Source organism: Croceicoccus hydrothermalis, assembly GCF_022378335.1.
GTDB classification, from domain to species: Bacteria; Pseudomonadota; Alphaproteobacteria; order Sphingomonadales; family Sphingomonadaceae; genus Croceicoccus; species Croceicoccus hydrothermalis.
In genome coordinates this window covers 184,955-200,281 of the sequence record NZ_JAIQCI010000003.1, presented here as the reverse complement: position 1 = coordinate 200,281, position 15,327 = coordinate 184,955, and the positions used below count along the sequence as shown (strand labels likewise).

The window sequence follows — 15,327 nt, the reverse complement described above, 5'->3', positions numbered from 1 at the left end:
ATGAAGATCGCATTTATCGGCCTTGGCAACATGGGCAGCGGCATGGCCGCAAATCTGGTGAAGAACGGCCATGAGGTCGCCGCATTCGACCTGTCGGCGGAGGCGCTGGAGACCGCGCAGGCCAAAGGCATCGCCACCTATGGCACCGTGCGCGAAGCGGTGGAGGGCGTCGATGCGGTCGTGTCCATGCTGCCCAACGGCGACATCGTCAAAAGCGTCTATACAGGGTCGGTCATCGGCCATGCGCCGCGCAGCGCCGTGCTCATCGATTGTTCGACCATCGACGTCGAAACCTGCCGCACCGTCATCGCCAAGGCGACCGAGGCGGGGCACGACATGGTCGACGCGCCGGTGTCCGGCGGGATCGCCGCGGCCAATGGCGGCACGCTGACCTTCATGGTGGGCGGCACGCAGGAGGCCTGCGAACGCGCACGCCCCGTGCTCGAGGCGATGGGCAAGGCGGTCATCCGCGCGGGCGATGCTGGCGCCGGACAGGCCGCGAAAATCTGCAACAACATGCTGCTCGGCATTCAGATGATCGGCACGTGCGAAGCGTTCAAGCTGGCCGAAAGGCTGGGCCTCGATGCGCAGAATTTCTACGACATCGCGTCGGTGTCATCGGGGCAATGCTGGTCCATGACGAGCTATTGCCCGGTGCCCGGCGTCGGCCCGCAAAGCCCGTCGGACAATGATTACGATGGCGGCTTTGCCACCAATCTCATGCTGAAGGACCTGCGCCTTGCCATGGCGGCGGCGAAATCGGCCGAAAGCGCGACCCCGATGGGCGAGCGGGCCAAGGAACTGTTCGAGGATCACGACGCCGACGGAAACGGCGGCAAGGATTTCTCCTCGATCATCCGCCGCCTCTGATCCGCGGCAGGGCGGGGCGGCGGGGCGTATCGCGCGCGTTCTGCGCCGCGCGCTCCGCCCGCCGTTCCCGCTTTTTCGCGGCGAGTTCCTGCTTGTGTCCAAAGCTCACATGGCTGTCGGCGAGCACGGCGCCGCGATGGCCGATGGGGCGGTCCGGCCCCTCGGTCGAATCCTGGATCGTCTGCCGCTCCGCTTCTGCATTGAGCAGCGCGCCGATCAATATGCCGTAGGCCGACAGGAACAGCCACATCAGGAACACGACGATCGCCGATAGCGAGCCATAGGTGGCGTTATAATCCGACACATAGGCGACATAGGCGGAAAAGGCGAAGGACACGCCGATCCACAATATCGTCGCCAATACCGCCCCGGGCGCGAGCCAGCGCCATTTCGCCGGGCGCCGGTCGGGCCCGAACCGCATGATCATGGCAAACCCGATACTGCCGAGCGCGACCGCCGCACCATAGGTCAGCAGCTTGATGAAAAACCCCGTCCACGGCCCGAAGAACACCGTGGTCTGCCGCGCGAGCCAGGTCAGCGCCGCCCCGCTCACCACCCCGATCAGCGCGATGCCGATCGCCGCCAGCGTCAGCACCGCCGCCCGCAGCGTCAGCCGCAATATATTGCGCGTTTCCGGTTCCTCGTTAATGACGTTCAATGCGCGGATGAGCCCGCTTGCCGCCCGCATTCCGCCATAGATCGCGAAGAACAGCGCGATGACGAGCGCGAATCCCGCGACTTCGCTGCTGGTATTGACCACGCCAAGGAGCTGATCCTCGATCAGGCGCGCGGCATCGGACGGCACCACCTCGACCACGGTGCGCATCTGTTTCTCGACGAGATCGACATTGCCGACGAGGCCATAGATCATGACCGTGGCGGCGATGAGCGGCGTGATGGCGAGAAAGGTAAAGAACGCGACCCCGCCCGCCAGCAGGCCGAGGTTGTGAAAACCGACCATCACATAGACGCGTTTCAACACCGCCAGCCATCCCGAAAACGGGATGTGATGCGGCCAGGTCGCGACCGCGCCGGGGTCCCCGTTTTCGATCGTTTCGCCCGCATCGGGCGCGTCTGTGTCCTTTTCGCTATTGTTTTCCATGGCATCGACGGGCAGACGGTTGGGATACGAGGTTTCGGCGTTCGGGGTTTCGGCGAATGGTGGTTCGGTCGGCGTGCGATCGATCATCCGTTGCGGACCTCTTTATTTTGACGCTGCGGGAATTGCGGTTGCACATGACAGGAACGCATATCGGTCGATTTGGCAAGCATGTCCTTGCCAGCGCGTCTTTTCTGGCGATGGCGCAGGTCGGTGCCGCCGCGGCACAGGATGCCGAGGTGCCTTACGATCGTGCCGGGCCGCAGGCGGCGGATAACACCGAGGCCGACCCTCTCCCCGTGCCCGCGCCGCCCGCCGATGTAACCCTGCCCGAGGTCGAAACGATCATCTCGGACGAGGAATTTGCAGAATCCATTCCCGACCTCGATGCCGAAAGCGACCCCGCGCTCGACATGCCGCTGGAATCCATTGCGGAGTTCGAACGCCGCCTTGCCGAGGAGCAGGCCGATGCGGAACCCGAAATGGGCGCGGACGCTCCGCTTGGCGATCCGGCGCTGGCCGATGGCGACGCGGTGGAGGAGATCGGCGATGCGCCCGTGCGCGATGCGGAGCTGACCGCGCCGCTCCCGCCCATTTCCGCGTTCGAGGTGGAGCCGGTGGAATTTGCCGAGGGCGAGGAAGATACCGAGGTGACCGAGGTTTCGTATGAAATCGCGCTCAACGGGATCGACGAAATCGACGCGGAAACGGATGTGAACATCCGCGACATGTTCAACGATCTGTCCGCCCTGCGGTCGGACGATCGCACCGCGAACAATGTCGCGCAGGTGTCCGCCCGGCTGACCGAGGACAGCGTCCTGATCGAGCGTATCCTCGCCTCCGAAGGGTGGTTCGGCGCCAGTGTCGAGACGCGCATCGACCGCGCCGACGTCGCCGATGGTCAGCCGCTGACCGCCGTGATCGACGTCACGCCCGGACAGCGTTACGAATTTGCCGACATCGTCATCGATGCCGAGCCCACGACGCCGCCCGATCTCATCCGCGAAAACCTGCCCCTTTCCATCGGCGAGCCTATCGTCGCCACGCGGGTGCAGGGGGCGGAGGCGAACGTGGCCGTGGCACTTCCGCACAATGGCTATCCGTTCGCCGCCGTCGGCCAGCGCGACATATTGCTCGACGCCGAAACGGGGGGCGGGGTCTATACCCTGCCGGTCGATACCGGGCCGCGCGCGGTGTTCGGCGGGATCGAGACGACGGGCGATCTTGCCTTCGATGCGGAGCACGTCGCCGTGCTCGCCCGCTTCGAGCGGGGCGAGCTTTACGATAGCGACATGGTCGACGACCTGCGTCAGGCGCTCGTCGCGACGGGCTTGTTCAACACCGTCACGGTCGAGCCGCAGCGCACCGGCGAGGATGCCGGCACGGTCGAGGGCGGCCCCGCGGAATACGCCACCGTGCTGGTCGAGCAGGACGCCGGACCGCCGCGCACCATCGCCGGCAGCGCCGGTTACGGCACCGGGCAGGGCGCGCGGGTCGAGGCGACATGGACGCATCGCAATCTGTTCCCGCCCGAAGGCGCATTGATCGCCCGCGCCATCGCCGGCACGCAGGAGCAGGGCGCGGGCGTGACGTTCCGCCGGTCCAATGCCGGCCGCCGCGACCGCACCTTCGAAATCGCCGCCGAGGCCTTGCGCAGCGATTTCGACGCGTTCGAGGCGCTCACCGGCCGGCTCGCCGCGCGGGTGAATTACGATTCCACCTCCATCTGGCAGAAACCGCTGACCTATGCCTATGGCGTGCAGCTGCTCGGCACGATCGAGGAGGATTACGATTTCGACCTCGGCGAGGTGCGGCGCCGCACCTTCGGCATCGCCGGGCTGACCGGGCAGGTCGGGCTGGACAGCACGAAGAGCCTGCTCGACCCGACGAGCGGGTTTCGCGTCACCGCGCTCATCGAACCCGAAGCCTCGGTGCAGGATTCCTTCGACACCTACGTACGCGCCCGTCTCGCGGCGAGCGCCTATTACCCGGCGACCGATTCCATCGTGCTTGCGGCGCGGGTGGCGGCCGGCACAATTCAGGGGATCGACCGCTTCGACCTCGCGCCGTCGCGCCGGTTCTACGCCGGGGGCGGCGGTTCGGTGCGCGGGTTCGGGTTCCATGAACTCGGGCCCAAGGTCGAGGTGCCCAACCCGAATTTCGACCCCGAGGATCCGGACGAAACCGCCAATCCGTTCCGCTTCCGGCCGCTCGGCGGGCTCAGTTTCAACGAGCTCGCGGTCGAGGCGCGCTACCGGTTCGGCAATTTCGGCGTCGTCGGCTTCGTCGATGCGGGGCAGGTCTACCTCGACAGCGTGCCCGATTTTTCGGGCCTTCGTTACGGCGTCGGTCTCGGCGGGCGGTTCTATACCAATTTCGGGCCGCTCCGGCTCGACGTGGCGATGCCCATCGACAAGCAGCCGGGTGAAAGCTCGGTCGCGGTCTATGTTTCAATCGGGCAGGCGTTCTGATGGCGGATATGCGGGACGGGGAAGAGCAGCCGGTGACGGACGAAACCGCCGAAGAAGTGCGCGGCGACGACACCATGGTGGAGAGCGGCGAGGACACCCGCACGCATCGCCGCTGGCCCGTCCGCGTCGCGAAGGGCGTTGCGATCGTCCTCGTCGGTATTGCCGTGCTGGTCGCGCTGGTGATCTTCGGCCTCAATACGCAGCCGGGCCGGCGGTTCGTCGCCGAGCAGATCGCCGGGCTCGAATTCGAAAACGGCATGGAAATCGACATCGGCCGCATCGACGGTTCGCTCTATGGCGCGATGGTGCTGCACGATTTCACCGTGTCGGACCCGCGCGGGGTGTTCCTGTCCTCGCCCGAATTGCGCGTCGACTGGCGCCCGTTCGCCTTCGTGAACAACCATGTCGACGTGCGCAGCGCCACGGCGGAGCGGATCACGCTCGCGCGTCTGCCCCAGTTCAACGAGACGGAAAGCGAGGGCCCGCTGCTTCCCGATCTCGACATCGATATTGGCGTCCTGCGCGTGGATCGGTTCGTCGTCGGCGAGGCCGTCACGGGGGAGCGGCGCGTGCTGTCCCTCGGCGGCGAGGCGCATATCGCCGACGGGCGCGCGCTGGTCGCTCTCGACGCGCGGACGATCGGCGGGGCGGATGCGACGGGCGGCGACCGGCTTGCGCTCACACTCGACGCGGTGCCGGAGGAAAACCGGCTCGACATCGATGTGAAGCTGCTCGCGCCGCAGGGCGGGGTGGTCACCACGCTCGCCGGGCTGGATCAGCCGGTTGCGCTCGACCTATCGGGCCGGGGCGACTGGGCGCGGTGGAACGGCCGGCTTGCCGCCAATCTGGGCGGCTCGGAATTTGCACGGCTCGCTATCCTGGCGCGTGACGGCACCTTTACCGTGCGCGGGCCGACGCGCGTGGCGCGCCTGTTCGAAGGGCAGACGGCGGCCTTGCTCGGCCCCGTGACCACCATCGACATGACCGGCGCGCTGAACGAACGCAGCGCGAATCTTATCGGCACGATCGAAAGCGACGCGCTGCGCGTGGGTGCGGACGGCATCATCGATCTTTCCGACAACAGTTTCGACGACATGAAGATCACGCTGGCGCTCACCCGCCCGTCGGTGCTCGCCGAAAATCTGAGCGGGTCGGGCGTGCGCGGCAACCTCACGCTCGACGGCGCGTTCGCGGCGCCGACGGTCCAATATGCGCTCGCAGCCGACCGGATCGCGATGGCGGACATGGCGCTCGTCAATTTCGCGGCCGAGGGCGCGGCGCGGGTCGATCCCGACCGGATCCTCATCCCGGTGCAGGCGCGCGCATCGCGCATTACCGGGCTCGACACGGTGGCGGGCGGCACGCTCGCGGATGTGCGGCTCGCGGGTGATATTGCGATTCAGGGTCCGCGCATCCTGTCCGACAACATGCGGATACAGTCGGACCGGATCGATGCGAATGTCATCCTGCTCGCCGACATGTCGACCGGGCTTTATACCGGCGCGATCGACGGGCGGATCGACAATTACCGTGTGGAAAGCGTCGGTATCTTCGACATCACGACCGATGTCGATCTGCGGACCGAGGCGGGCGGCTACGCACTCGCCGGGCGGGTCAGCGTGCGTTCGCGCAGGCTTGAAAACGAAAGCGTGCGCGACTTCCTCGGCGGCAATGCGCTGGCGTCCGCCAATGTGCGCTATGCCCCCGATGGCACCATCAATTTCACCAATCTGAGGCTCGAGGCCCCGCTCGTCCGCATTACCGGCGGCAGCGGGCGTTACAGCACCGACGGGCGCATTGCGTTCAATGCCGACGCGATCACCGATGCCTATGGCCGCGTCGGCGTGCGCGTCGCGGGCACCATCACCGATCCGCAGGCGACGATCACCGCCGAAAACCCCAATTTCGGGATCGGCCTTGCCAATCTGAATGCCGAGATTCGCGGGACCGGCAATGGCACGGGCTACCGGCTCGACCTCACCGGCGACACCGATTACGGCGCGCTGACCGCGGATGTCACGCTGGGGCTAGGCGATGCGACGACGGTGCAGATCAACAGCGCCAATCTCGGCGGGATCGATTTTACAGGCTCGCTGCGTCAGACTTCGGCGGGGCCGTTTGCCGGGCGGCTGCTCGCCAACGGGCGCGGGCTGACGGGCGTGGTCCGCCTCGATGCCGAGGGGCGGTATCAGGAAGCGTTGTTCAACCTGCGCGCGAACGATACCACGCTCGAGGGGCCGGCCAATCTCGCCATCGGTTCGGCGAAGATCGACGGTCGCGTCGTGCTCTACGATCAGCCTTACGTGGTCGCCGCGGCGCAGCTGGCGCGCGTGCGGTACGGTTCGTTCGACATCAATGCCGCGCGCGCCACCGTCGATTATCGCGGCGGCACGGGCAAGGCGAAGCTGCTGGCCGAAGGGACCAGCGGCGTGCCGTTCCGCGTCGCGCTCAACGCCGACATGACGCCGCAATTGTGGCGCGCGGCGGTCAAGGGCCGGGTGCGCGGTATCGATTTCGCCACGGTCAATCCCGCCCGCATCGTGCCCGGAAACGGCAGCTATGAACTCATGCCCACGCGCATCGATTTCGGGAGCGGCAATCTCCGCCTCGCCGGCACTTACGGTGACGGGATCAAGGTGCAGAGCCGGCTCGATTCGCTCGACATGGCTATCGTCAACGCCTTCGTTCCGGGCCTTGGCCTCGGCGGCAACGCGACCGGCAGCCTCGATTTCGCGCAGGCCGGGCCGAATGCCTTCCCCCGCGCCGATGCCCGCCTGTCGATCGACGATTTCACCCGCACCACTGCCGCCTCGGTGAGCCAGCCGGTCGACATCAATTTCGTCGGCAAGCTGCTCACCAACGGGGGCGAGGCGCGCGCCGTCATGCGGCGCCGCGGCACCGTCATCGGGCGCATGGTCGCCTCGCTCAACCCACTCCCGCCCGGCGCGGGGCCGTGGACGCAGCGCCTGCTCATGGCGCCGCTGTCGGGCGGCATTCGGTATAACGGGCCGGCCGATACGCTGTTCTCCTTCGCCGGACAGCCGGATCAGCGGCTTTCCGGCCCCATCGGCGTCGCGGCGGATTTTTCGGGCCGGGTGTCGGACCCCGATCTTGCCGGGATCATCCGGGCCAAATCGCTGACCTATGAAAACCTGACCTATGGGACGCGGCTCACCAACATGGCGTTGCAGGGGCGTTTCGACGGGAGCGAACTCAGGATCGAGCGCATGACCGCCACGGCGGGCGACGGTTCGGTGGAGGCGAGCGGCTATGTCAGTCTCGCCGCCGACAGCGGCTATCCCATGGACGTGTCGGTCACGCTCGACGATGCGCGGCTCGCGCGCAGCGACATGATCCGCGCATCGGCAACCGGGCAATTGCGACTCTCGAAGAGTGCGGGACAGACCGCGCTTTTGTCGGGGCAATTGCTGCTCCCCGAAACGCGCTATCAGATCATCCGCCAGGGCGCCGCCGAGGTGCCCGAACTGACCGGCGTGCGGTTCAAGCCGCCGCGCGGACCGGTGCGCATCACCGGCGACGAGGAGCCGGAGACGCAGCCGGGCATCTTCGATCAGCTGCGGCTCGACATCGATCTCAACGCGCCGGAGCGGCTCTATGTCTCGGGCATGGGGCTGGAATCCGAATGGGACGCCGATCTCACCATCGGCGGGACCAGCACCGCGCCGCGGCTTTCGGGCGAAGTGTCGCTCATCCGGGGCACGCTGGGCTTTGCCGGGCGTTCGTTCGAGCTGGTCGAGGGGCGGATCGGGTTTACCGGCGGGTCCACCATCGATCCGGTGCTCAATCTCGTGGCGAGCGAGGAGATCGAGGATGTGACCGTGCGCGTGAATGTCGCGGGCCGGGCCATGGATCCGCAGATTTCCTTCGCCTCGACGCCGGGCCTGCCGCAGGACGAAATCGTGTCGCGCATCCTGTTCGGAAGCTCGATCGGCAATCTCTCCACGATCCAGGCGGTGCAGCTTGCTGCATCGCTCAATTCGCTGCGCGGGTCGGGGGGCGGGCTGAACCCGCTCGGCACGCTGCGTTCGGCGACGGGGGTCGACCGGCTGCGGATTCTCGGCGCGGATGAGGCGAGCGGGCGCGGCACCGCGCTCGCGGCGGGGCAGTATATTACCGACGATATCTATGTCGAGCTGATCACCGATGCGCGCGGGTTCACCGCGACGCAGCTCGAAATCAGCCTGACCCCGGCGCTCTCGATCCTGAGCCAGGCGGGCGGGTCGGGCCGCACCGATGCCAGCATCCGCTATCGCAAGAATTACTGATGCGGGCGGTGCGGGTCTGTGCCTTCGTCGCGCTGCTCCTGCTGGCCGGGTGCCAGCAGGAGCCGGATTTCGACACCCGCTACGAGGAGGCGGAGGCGCATATTCGCAAGCAGGCGCGGGAGATCGATGCCGAGCTGGCCGCGAACCGCAAATTGCGCAGCGAAACCGACGCCGCCGCGCAGGAGGAGCCGCCCGCGGGCGAGCCGTGACGCGGCCGCGCGATTGTCGAAACGGACCGCTTCAAGCGCCGCCGTTCACGCGCCGCATCACCGCGTCGAGCCGGGCGAGCACCGCCGGGTCGCGGCAAGCCGGATCGGTGATGAGCGCCCTGTCCAGCACCGTGTCGATGGGCGATGGCGCCCGCGTCGGGGGAAGCGCGCGGACGAATGCGTCGACCGCCCCGCGCGCAATCTCGGCATTTTCGGCCATGCGCGCGATGACGGCGTCCACCTCGACCGCCTCTGTCTCCTCACGCCAGCAATCGTAATCCGTGACCATCCCGATGAGCGCATAGGGCAGCTCCGCCTCGCGTGCGAGCCGGGCCTCCGGCAGGGCGGTCATGCCGATGACATCGGCGCCCCATGCGCGATACATGTGGCTTTCCGCGCGGGTGGAAAATTGCGGCCCCTCCATCGCCAGATAGGTGCCGCCCTCGGTCACCGCGGCGCCCGCGTCGCGCACCGCGGCCCCGGCCATGGCGGAAAGGCGCGGGCAGACCGGATCGGCCATCGACACATGCGCGACCATCCCCGTCCCGAAAAAGCTGGACGGGCGGCCCGCGGTGCGGTCGATGAACTGATCCACCACCACGAACCGGCCGGGGGCCAGTTCCTCGCGCAGCGAACCGATCGCGCTGATCGCCAGAATGTCGGTGCAGCCTGCGCGTTTGAGCGCGTCGATATTGGCGCGGGCGTTGAGCGCGCCGGGCGCCACCACATGGCCCCGCCCGTGGCGCGGCAGGAAGACAAGCTCGACCCCGTGCGATGATCCGGTCAGCACCGCATCGGAAGGGCGCCCCCACGGCGTTGCGATCTCGATCCATTCAGCATTCCTCAATCCGGGCATCGCGTATAGACCCGAACCGCCGATGATGCCGATGCGCCATTGTGTCGTGTTGCGTATCGTCACGCCCTGTCCCGTTTGTTAAGGAGCGCCCATGCGACGACTCTCGATGAAAACCGCGCTGTTGTTCGCCACGCTGGCGACGCTGTCCACCCCTGCATGGGCCGCCGCGCCGATCGAGGGGCGCTACGTCACCGAAAACGGGCGTGCGGTCGTGGCCGTGAAAACGTGCGGCAAGGCCATGTGCGGCAAGGTGGACAAGATCCTGCGCCCGAAGAAGGGCGTGCCCGCGCGCGACATCAACAATGACGATCCCGCGCTTCGGAGCCGGCCTATTCTGGGCCTGCCGATCCTCATGGGTCTGACCGCGGATGACGACGTGTGGCGCGGCGACATCTACAATCCCGAGGACGGCAACGAATATCGCGCGGTCGTGAGCCGCATGGCGAATGGCTCGCTCAAGGTGCAGGGCTGCCTCGCCTTCATCTGCAAGACGCAGGTGTGGAAACCCGCGTCCTGAGCCTCAGGTGACCGCGCCGCGCTTGCGGAAACGGGCCTCGCGCCATGTGCCGGTCGCGATGACCTCGGCAATGGTGTCGGCGGCGCGGACAATGTCCTCGAACCCGGTATAGAGCGGGGTCAGGCCGAAACGCGCGATGTCCGGCGTGCGGAAATCGCCGATGACGCCGCGCGCAATCGCCGCCTGCACGATGGGGAAGGCATCCTCGTGCAGAAATGAGATGTGGCTCCCGCGCCGCTCCGCCTCGCGCGAGGAGGCGAGGGTAAGGGCGGGGCATTTCTCCGCCATGCGCGCCGCAAACGCATCGAACAGGGCCGCCGATTTCGCGAAAAGCGCGTCCATGTCCGCCTCCAGCATGAGATCGACCCCGCTTTCGAGCGCCGCCATGCTGAGCATCGGGGGCGTGCCGGCCTGCCACCGTCCCATGCCCGGCGCGGGTTCGTAGGCGTCGGCAAAGTCGAAGGGCGCCTTGTGGCCGAGCCACCCCTGCAACGGATTGTGGAGCCGGTCCTGCCATTCGCGCGCGACATGGACGAAGGCCGGTGCCCCTGGCCCCCCGTTCAGGAACTTGTACCCGCATCCCACCGCGAGCATCGTCCCGCACCCCGACGAATCGACCGGAACCGCCCCCGCGCTATGGCTCAGATCCCAGACGATGTGCGTGCCCGCCGTCTGCGCGCGGGCGTTCATCGCGGCCATGTCGTATCGCGCGGCGCTCCGGTAATGCACATGGGGAAGGATGACCGCGGCGGTATGTGCCCCCATCGCATCGGCGAGATCGTCGGGTGACGCGGTCACGAGCGTCAGCCCGAGGAGGTCCGCCACCCCGGCTGCGATATGCAGGTCGGTCGGGAAATTGGCCGCCTCGGCAAGGATTTCCCTGCGGCCCGGATTTGCCCGTGCCGCCGCGGTCAGCAGCTTGAAAATATTGACCGAGGTGGAATCGGCCACCATCACCTCGTCCTCCGCCGAGCCGATCAGCGCCGCGATCTTTGCGCCGATGCGGCGGGGCGCGTCGATCCAGCCATGATCGTTCCACGCGGCGATGAGGTCGCGGCCCCATTGCCGGTCGACCATGTCCGCGACCCGGTCCCGCGTCGCACGCGGCAGCGGCCCGAGCGAATTGCCGTCGAGATAGACGATGCCCGGCGGAAGATCGAAGCGTGCGCGAAACGCACGCAGCGGATCGGCGGCGTCGCGTTGCCGCGCTTCGTCGATGGTCATGGTCATGGCGCGATGTCCCCGGGTTTCAGCGCATCAAATATCGCCTCGCACGCCGCCCCCCACGCCGCCGTGCCCGGCGTGATCAGTTCGACATGCCCCTCGTCCGGGACGGTGACGCAGGTCACCTCTGCGCCTGCCGCATCGGCCTTCGCGGCATAGGCCGCGGCGAAGGACGGCGGTGCGATATGATCCTTGCCCGTGTTGATGAGCACCTGATGCGTAGCGAAGGGCATCATGTCGGCGGGCGAGCAATCGGCGAACATGTCCGCCGCATCGCGAACGTCCGCGCCAAGCAGCGCATCGACCGCCTCCGTCCCGCAGGTATTGCCGGGCGCAACCCGCGCCGCGCGCAAATCGGGCGGCCCGCCTGCGCAAATGGCGGTGTCGAACCGCAGCGGATCGGGATGAAACAGCGGACCGCCGCGCGCGATCACGTGCCGCGCCGCCAGCCACAGCGCCAGATGCCCGCCCGCCGAATGGCCGAACACCGTGCGCGCCGCCGTATCGATGCCCAGCGCAGCACCCCGTTCGCGCAGCATGTTGGCCCCGCGCGCGACATCGCGAAACGTGCCGGGATAACCGCCACCGGAGCGGTCCACGCCCCGATATTCGAGGTTCCACACCGCGATCCCGCGCCCGCGCAGGTCGTCGGCGATGTAATTCATGATGCCCGCCCGCGCGACATCTGTCTGCCAGCATCCGCCATGCACCATCACCACGACCGGATGGCCCGCCGCGCTTCGGGGTCGTGCGCGCGGAAGCCAGACATCGACATGCTGCAACCTGTCGCGGCCATAGGCGATGCGCCGGTCGGGGAGCGGGCGGGGGCGGTGAAGCAGGTCGGGCCATTCCATGCCCGGCATGTGCGCGATGGCGGGCCGCATGCACAAGCGCAAAACCCGTACGACTGTCGTTTTGCGCAACCGCGATTGTCGTTTTGGGGTTTGAAACTTGCCCGCGAATGCGCGATGGGAGGGGCGGTTGCACGATGTCTGCAGCCGGGAATGCGCGGCCCTGATCGTGCGAAGGCACCGGCCTGATGGCCATGCGCGCCCCGATGCGCCCCGAATTTGCCCACGCGAATCGCCGGTGTCAGGAAAGAGCGAACCCATGTTCGACAATTTCGATGCGCTGGTGCTGGCCCGGATCCAATTCGCCTTCACCGTGAGCTTCCATTTCATTTTCCCCGCCTTTTCCATCGGGCTGGCGAGCTTTCTGGCAGTGCTCGAAGGGTTGTGGCTTAAAACCGGGAAATCGCTTTATCTCGACCTGTTCAAATACTGGCTGAAGATCTTTGCCATCGCGTTTGCCATGGGCGTCGTGTCCGGCATCGTGATGTCGTATCAGTTCGGGACCAACTGGTCGGTCTATTCCGACAGGGCGGGGCCCGTGATCGGGCCGTTGATGGCGTATGAGGTGCTGACCGCCTTTTTCCTGGAGGCGGGCTTTCTCGGCGTGATGCTCTTCGGGATGGAGCGGGTGGGGCGCAAGCTGCATTTCGCGGCCACATGCATGGTGGCGTTCGGCACGTTCATCTCCGCGTTCTGGATCCTGTCGGTCAACAGCTGGATGCAGACGCCGACCGGGTTCGAAATGGGCGCCAACGGGCAATTCCTGCCGGGCGCAAGCTGGTGGGACATCGTGTTCAATCCCTCCTTCCCCTACCGCCTCGTGCACACGGTGATCGCGGCCTATCTCACCACCGCCTTCGTCGTGGGCGGGGTGGGGGCGTGGCACCTGCTCAAGGACCGCGCCAACGCCCATGCGCGCAAGATGTTTTCAATGGCGATGTGGATGGCCGCGCTCGTCGCGCCGGTGCAGATCTTTGCCGGCGACATGCACGGGCTCAACACCATGGAGCATCAGCCGCAGAAGGTGATGGCGATGGAGGGGCATTACGAAAGCCATCCGGACGGCGCGCCGCTCTACATCTTCGGCATCCCCGATGACGAGACGCAGACGCTCGATTATGCGATCGGCATTCCCAAACTGTCCTCGCTCATCCTCAAGCACAGCCTCGATGCGCCGCTGGCCGGGCTGGACACCATTCCCGACGATGAACAACCGCCGGTCGCAATCGTGTTCTGGTCGTTTCGCATCATGGTGGGCATCGGTTTCGCGATGCTGGGCCTCGGGCTGTGGAGCCTTTTCGCGCGCTATCGCAAGCGACTTTACGACTGGAAACCGTTGCACCGGGCGGCGCTCGTCATGGCGCCGTCGGGGTTCGTGGCGGTCATCGCCGGCTGGGTCACGACGGAGGTGGGGCGGCAGCCCTATGTCATCTACAATCTGATGCGCACGTCGGAGGCGGCGAGCCCGCTCGACGCGCCGGCGGTGGCGACTTCGCTGCTGGCCTTCGTCATCGTCTATCTCACCGTGTTTTCCGCAGGGGCGTGGTATATCCTGCACCTGATGAAGGACGCGCCGCATGCCCACGAAGAGGGGGTCAAGCGCGGCGACGACGGCCCGATCCGAAGTGCCGGGTTCACCCCCGGCCCGACGCAGGACCCCACCGGCGAAGGCCATGGCGAGGCGATCGCCGACCAGCCCCGCCACCCGCAGGGAGACGGCGAATGAGCGTGAATTTCGACCTGACCGTCATCTGGGCGTTCATCATCGCTTTTGCCGTGTTCGCCTATGTCGTGATGGACGGTTTCGATCTCGGCATCGGGGTGCTCTTTCCAAGCTTTTCTCCCGGTGTGGAGCGCGATCAGGCGATGAATTCCATCGCGCCGGTGTGGGACGGGAACGAAACCTGGCTCGTGCTCGGCGGGGGCGGCTTGTTCGCGGCCTTTCCGCTCGCCTATGCCGTGGTGTTGCCCGCGACCTATCCATTGGTCATTGCGATGCTGCTGGGGCTGGTGTTCCGGGGGGTGGCGTTCGAATATCGCTGGCGCGATCCGAAACATCGGCCGTTCTGGGACTGGGCCTTTTGTGCAGGCTCGCTCATCGCCGCCTTTGCACAGGGGATGACGCTCGGCGCGCTGCTTCAGGGGATCGAGGTGTCGGGCCGCGAATATGCCGGAAGCTGGTTCGACTGGTTCACGCCCTATACGCTGCTCTGCGGGATCGGCGTGGTGGCGGGCTATGCCATGCTCGGCGCGTGCTGGCTCGTGTGGAAGACGGAGGGCAAGTGCCAGGACCACGCCTATCGGCTGGCGCGGTGGGGCACGATCCTGACGCTCGGCCTGATGGCGGTGATCAGCCTCTATAACCTCATCCTGCGGCCCGAATATCGCGAACGCTGGCTCGACACGCCGGCGCTGTTCTTCACGAGCCAGGTGCCGCTGCTCACGCTCATCATCGCAGGCTTCCTGTTCCGCGCGCTGTTCAAGCGCAAGGAGGCGACGCCGTTCTGGCTCGGCATCGCGCTGTTCCTGCTGGGCATGGCGGGGCTGGGCGTGACGATGTGGCCGGATATCGTGCCGGGCAGCATCGACATATGGGAGGCCGCGGCCCCCGAACGCAGCCAGGTCTTCATGCTGATCGGCGTGGCGATCACGATGCCGCTGATCCTGATCTACACCGGCTGGGCATACTGGGTGTTTCGCGGGAAGGTCGGGCACGAGGGCTATCACTGATGCGGCCGGGAGAGGCGTCCGAACGCCGGCCCTTGTGGCAGAGGCTGGCCTGGATGGCGGCGATCTGGGCGGGGAGCGTGGCGGTGCTCGGCGTGGTGGCGATGATCCTGCGCGCGTGGATCGGGGCGTGACGCAGTGATCTCGACGGGCCGCTTTCGTCGGTGCGGCATCAAGAAAAAGGGCCGGCGGATCGCTCCGCCGGCCCTTTCGCCGT

At 66.8% G+C, this 15,327-nt stretch carries 12 protein-coding genes; 8 read left to right on the top strand and 4 right to left on the bottom strand.

Translation table 11 applies throughout. The features are described 5' to 3' along the window. Positions 1-870, top strand: a complete 870-nt coding sequence (gene mmsB / locus K4G67_RS03055) for a 3-hydroxyisobutyrate dehydrogenase (protein ID WP_239804919.1) — start codon at positions 1-3, stop codon at positions 868-870. Here mmsB and K4G67_RS03050 read toward each other — a convergent pair. After that, positions 854-2,059 (bottom strand): YihY/virulence factor BrkB family protein, encoded by a 1,206-nt coding sequence (locus K4G67_RS03050; RefSeq protein ID WP_239804918.1) that lies wholly within the window; start codon positions 2,057-2,059, stop codon positions 854-856. The genes mmsB and K4G67_RS03050 overlap by 17 nt on opposite strands. A 47-nt stretch (positions 2,060-2,106) precedes the next feature. On the opposite strand from K4G67_RS03050, the gene K4G67_RS03045 reads away from it, so the two are divergent. From K4G67_RS03045 to K4G67_RS03035, 3 genes are read left to right on the top strand one after another with little or no spacing between them, the layout of a single operon-like run. Then, entirely contained in the window at positions 2,107-4,440 is a 2,334-nt protein-coding gene (locus tag K4G67_RS03045; protein ID WP_239804917.1) for an autotransporter assembly complex protein TamA, read from the top strand. Then, positions 4,440-8,726: a translocation/assembly module TamB domain-containing protein gene (locus K4G67_RS03040; protein ID WP_239804916.1), complete on the top strand. Its 4,287-nt coding sequence runs from the start codon at positions 4,440-4,442 to the stop codon at positions 8,724-8,726. The genes K4G67_RS03045 and K4G67_RS03040 overlap by 1 nt, the downstream gene beginning before the upstream one ends. Beyond that, positions 8,726-8,935, top strand: coding sequence for a hypothetical protein (locus K4G67_RS03035; protein ID WP_239804915.1), 210 nt, complete (start codon positions 8,726-8,728; stop codon positions 8,933-8,935). Before K4G67_RS03040 ends, K4G67_RS03035 begins: the two co-directional genes overlap by 1 nt. A 31-nt stretch (positions 8,936-8,966) precedes the next feature. Here K4G67_RS03035 and mtnP read toward each other — a convergent pair whose 3' ends face one another. After that, positions 8,967-9,854: an S-methyl-5'-thioadenosine phosphorylase gene (gene mtnP, locus K4G67_RS03030; RefSeq protein WP_338026383.1), complete on the bottom strand. Its 888-nt coding sequence runs from the start codon at positions 9,852-9,854 to the stop codon at positions 8,967-8,969. A 28-nt stretch (positions 9,855-9,882) separates the two neighbouring features. Between mtnP and K4G67_RS03025 the strand changes: the two genes are divergently transcribed. Then, the gene (locus K4G67_RS03025; RefSeq protein ID WP_239804914.1) at positions 9,883-10,308 is read left to right on the top strand and encodes a DUF2147 domain-containing protein; all 426 of its coding nucleotides are present in this window, start codon (positions 9,883-9,885) and stop codon (positions 10,306-10,308) included. Positions 10,309-10,311: 3 nt separating this feature from the next. Here the strand turns inward: K4G67_RS03025 and K4G67_RS03020 are convergent, their stop codons facing one another. Next, on the bottom strand, positions 10,312-11,538 hold the full coding sequence (locus K4G67_RS03020; protein WP_476695954.1) for a kynureninase: 1,227 nt from the start codon (positions 11,536-11,538) through the stop codon (positions 10,312-10,314). After that, on the bottom strand, positions 11,535-12,386 hold the full coding sequence (locus K4G67_RS03015; protein WP_239804913.1) for an alpha/beta hydrolase family protein: 852 nt from the start codon (positions 12,384-12,386) through the stop codon (positions 11,535-11,537). The genes K4G67_RS03020 and K4G67_RS03015 overlap by 4 nt, the downstream gene beginning before the upstream one ends. Positions 12,387-12,642: 256 nt before the next feature. Between K4G67_RS03015 and K4G67_RS03010 the strand changes: the two genes are divergently transcribed. From K4G67_RS03010 to K4G67_RS03000, 3 genes are read left to right on the top strand one after another with little or no spacing between them, the layout of a single operon-like run. Further along, entirely contained in the window at positions 12,643-14,109 is a 1,467-nt protein-coding gene (locus tag K4G67_RS03010; protein ID WP_239804912.1) for a cytochrome ubiquinol oxidase subunit I, read from the top strand. Beyond that, a complete protein-coding gene (cydB, locus tag K4G67_RS03005) occupies positions 14,106-15,113 on the top strand; it encodes a cytochrome d ubiquinol oxidase subunit II (RefSeq protein WP_275588713.1) in 1,008 nt (335 codons plus the stop codon). Before K4G67_RS03010 ends, cydB begins: the two co-directional genes overlap by 4 nt. Further along, positions 15,113-15,244: a DUF2474 domain-containing protein gene (locus K4G67_RS03000; protein ID WP_239804911.1), complete on the top strand. Its 132-nt coding sequence runs from the start codon at positions 15,113-15,115 to the stop codon at positions 15,242-15,244. The genes cydB and K4G67_RS03000 overlap by 1 nt, the downstream gene beginning before the upstream one ends. The last annotated feature ends 83 nt before the right edge of the window (positions 15,245-15,327 follow it).